Annotated in this window: 2 protein-coding genes; one reads left to right on the forward strand and one right to left on the reverse strand. The window is 55.7% G+C overall.

Annotated features, from left to right (window positions below; translation table 11 throughout):
• Positions 1-1,394: 1,394 nt before the first annotated feature.
• Positions 1,395-2,846 (reverse strand): tryptophan-rich sensory protein, encoded by a 1,452-nt coding sequence (locus QQS52_RS11400; protein WP_472773948.1) that lies wholly within the window; start codon positions 2,844-2,846, stop codon positions 1,395-1,397.
• Between the two features lie 110 nt (positions 2,847-2,956).
• Between QQS52_RS11400 and QQS52_RS11405 the strand changes: the two genes are divergently transcribed.
• Entirely contained in the window at positions 2,957-3,601 is a 645-nt protein-coding gene (locus QQS52_RS11405) for a CPBP family intramembrane glutamic endopeptidase (protein ID WP_472773949.1), read from the forward strand.
• Positions 3,602-3,902 lie beyond the last annotated feature (301 nt).

The following is a 3,902-nucleotide window of genomic DNA, read 5'->3' on the forward strand; positions in this document are numbered from 1 at the left end:
GTTGTCGACGTGCCTAGGTCATCAATGAGTTTCGCGATTTCAGGGTTAGCAAGCAGCTTCTTTTCAATCGCATCAATCTTGGCCTTATCGGCCGGATCTCGTTTCGCCACAGTAGTCATTCTGGTCCATCTCCTCATGCAGGTTGGGAACCCACACACAAACCATCAGACACTCTCTACCGAAGCTGTCCAATCAAACAAAAATGGGGATAACTGGGTTGCCGATTCCAGCACCGTCTATCGCGATACAGATGATGGAGCTGCTGCATACGCCATTATTCCCAAAGCAGAGTCCTCAACAGAGTGGGAATTGCAGCTTCCCGAAGGGGTAGACGCGAAGGTAAATCCTTCAGGGGAAGTAGAGTTCCAAAAACCTCTCCAAGGGGGGAGGAAATATTACGTATGACGCTTACCTAGAAAAGCCGTGGACTGTAGATCGTGAGGGGGAAGAAGTTCCAACATGGTACGAAATCGATAACGGCAAGATTGTACAAAAAATCGAACGCTCTGACCCTAACGAAGAGGTCCTCGCCGATCCGCGAATTTCTTATGGAAAAGGCGTGTACCTAAATGCTTGGGGACACGAATTTAGGACGCTCCACAGTATGACTACTGTGGGAGTTACTGGTTCCTTCCTTATTGCCTGTAATGTCTCGAAGCTCCCCACTCCTGCCAAACTGGTTTTGGGCCCCGTTTGTTTGATTGGTGGGGTAAACGCACTTGATCTTGTTAATGTAGTAAAGGCAGTCCCTGAATACGAGCCTAGCACCTGCTATCAGATTAGGATTGCACCTAACATGGGAGATCGTCCGCATCCAGTTGGAGCACATGAATGCAGAAGATAAAACCTAAGAAATATCACCCAAGACTTACCTGGATCATATTTCTTGTATTAGCGATACTTTTGGGACTATTTTTCGGGTTGGTCCTAGATTTAGGCACCGGTCCTAGGACAGTGGTAGCCCTAATCTTGTTCTGTATTTGGTTCTGGGTAGATTGGACTATGAGAAAGAAGTATCCAGTTGATGAGGGGTAAATCCCCTCTCTAAAGCCAGTATGGGGCACTCCAACTAAAATGGAGTGCCCCACCTGGAGGATTTTCTGGGTTTATCGCTAAGCTATCGCTTGCCTTACCTATTGCTAACCCTGAAGAGAAGCCAAACAAACAGTGCTCTTCAGTACGGACCCCTACGGACTTCAAAGATAAAACCGTAAAGTTCTAGCTCTCAAGACGGGAGGCAGCAGGGTATACAAACGTCCTCCCCCTTTGGCTACCCCACTTTACTACCTACTGCACACTTCCTAGTCGAAAGACTCGTTTAGAAGCCGGCCGAAGGCCTCTACGGGATACGTCGCCGCAACTTACCTAACTGTGTGATAACTGCATTCTTGTATTTAGCGATTACGGCGGGCAATTTCCGCACTTAGTGCTGTAGCAAAACCAGTCCATGCCGCATATGGAGATAGAACTGCCCCACGTTCGGGCGCGGATTTCCAGGCGCGGCGGACAAGATCTGCAGAGCTTAAAGCTAAAGCGCCGGCCCAAGCGGCCGCGAACTTACGTTTATGTGAGCGGAAGAATACCCCACACCATCCGGCATTCAGCGCGAGGTTGAGACCGAGGGCGCCGGCGTGGGAGCGGGCGGCTGGGGCATCATCAGCCTCGAGGTAATCGGCGATGACCAAGGAATTCACCATGGCAATATCGGCATAGAGTGCGGTCCACACCAGTGGGAAGACAGCGGCAGGTGGCTGCCACGAGGGCTTGGACAGCCTGCGGTAGCTAGGGCTATCCGTCTTAACTAAGGCGGAGCCGATGACACCGCAGGCGGCAACGGCGGCACTGACTGCACCGAGCGTCTTCTGCCAGCGTCGAGTGTCGGTGCCCTCATTGGCGGCCGTAACGGCTTCCGCGAAGGTTTGGTTGCCGCCAGGCGGGGTACCGATATGAGATTCGAGGTCGCGCTCTTTGACCACGGTATTGTGCAGCAAGCTGCCGATGAGAGGAGTAGCTAGGTTGGCTTTGATGGGCGTGACCAGTGAAATCCACTTGGCGGCAAGCACCGGAGTGGTAATCGGGGCGCAGAAAACGATACGCGGTAGCAATCCTTCAGTCTCGGCGTATTCCTGCATCATAGCCGCATATTCGAGCGTATCGGGCCCGCCAATATCGAAGGTGCGATTGACCTCGGGCGGAAGCTCGGCCGCGCCGGCGAGGTAAAAGACTACATCGCGCACGGAAATCGGGGTGATCTTATGGCGGATCCAGCCAGGTCCGAGGGCGCCCTGCAGGCGCTCGGAGAGGTGGCGCAGCATCCGGAAGGAAATGGAGCCTTTGCCCAGGACCACGCCGGCCTGCAGGGCCGCGGTGGGAACGGCGGAGTCTAAAAAGATCTGGCCTACCTCGACGCGGGAGCCCAAGTGCTCAGAAAGTTCCTCGCCGTCAGGATGCAGGCCGCCAAGGAAGACGATGCGACCCACGCCCTCATCCTCAGCCGCGCGGGCAAAGCGCTGGGCCATGGAACGCTCCTCGGCGCGGAAGTCGCCGGTTTCGGACATGGAGTGGATGAGGTAAAAGGTGGCGTCGGCAAGCGCGAGTGCTTTATGCAAATCCTCGCTGCTGGTGGCATCGCCCTCGAAGACCTCCACCTGGCCAGCGCCCGCGCTTTCACCATCCGCTACAATCTTGTCGCCCCACGGCATGGACAAGGCTTTCTTTCTGCTGCGTGAAAGAGTGCGCACCCGCCAACCGCGCTTAAGCAACTCCGTGGTGAGGTTGCTTCCCACATAACCGGTAGCCCCGGTAACTAGTGCCAAACGCGAGGTTTCTTCGGTATTCGACGCCATTACATTTTCCTTCCTGCCACCCGTGACGCATAATCGTTAGTATTGCCGAGACTACGTGAAACCCCGCCGCACCGCCGGCCTACTACCCCCTTACTTGCGAAAGGCCCCGCATGCCGCACCCCACTGCACACAGTGCCTACTTGGGCATGCTCTGGCGCCTTATAATCCCCGCACTACTCGGCGCCACAGGACTCTTTGCCTCCGCCCAAGCGGAGGCCGGCTCGGTACAGTTCTACGTGGCCACGTTTTTCACCGCCGCCGTCTGGCTTGGGTCTTGGCTCCTCTGGGGCAACCGCCGATGCTTTTCCGGCCACGCACCGCGCGAGCTCACCCGCGGCGCCGCCATCGGCATAGCGCTGATTGCCCTTTTCATCCTCGGCGCGCTCATCGTGCGCCACATCCCAATGCTTGCCGGACCGGTGAGCGACCTGCTGGACAATATGCACCACGGCAGCGTGCCCATTACCCTAGCCACGCTGGTCATCAACGGCGTGGGCGAAGAGCTCTTCTTCCGCGACGTTGCCCGCCGCCAGCTTGCCGACGCCCTCTCCCCCACCCCCGCCATCCTGGCCCAACTAGCCCTCTACATCGCTGTCACCGCCGCAATGGGCATTCCCCTCCTGCTCGTTGCCTCCACCCTTATCGGCGGCATCGCCGCACTAGAAGCCCGCCGTGCCGACAGCCTCATCTCCGCCACCACACTGCACCTAGTGTGGAGCATCGGAATGGCGTTTATACTACCTATGCTCTTTTAACAGAACACGCGTTCCCCTCCGCATCTTTGGGGAAAACGACATACAAACTGACGAAACGGCAAAAAGGAGTGGAGATGCGGCACATCTCAGACATAGAAAGAAGAAGTCTTACACAAAAACTCAAGGCTCTATATCCCCACATCTACTTTGTTGAAGATGTTACCTGGTTCGAGGCCACTGAGCTTACCGCCTATATCCTCTTTGAAAGGGATACTAACGGACTTGGGCCCGAACCCCGGAAAGTGGACACGGGGATTTAATCAAGATGCGATAGTAAGTGTAGCTGATTCGGCGGCTTCAA

It is taken from the genome of Corynebacterium sp. 1103A (assembly GCF_055700955.1).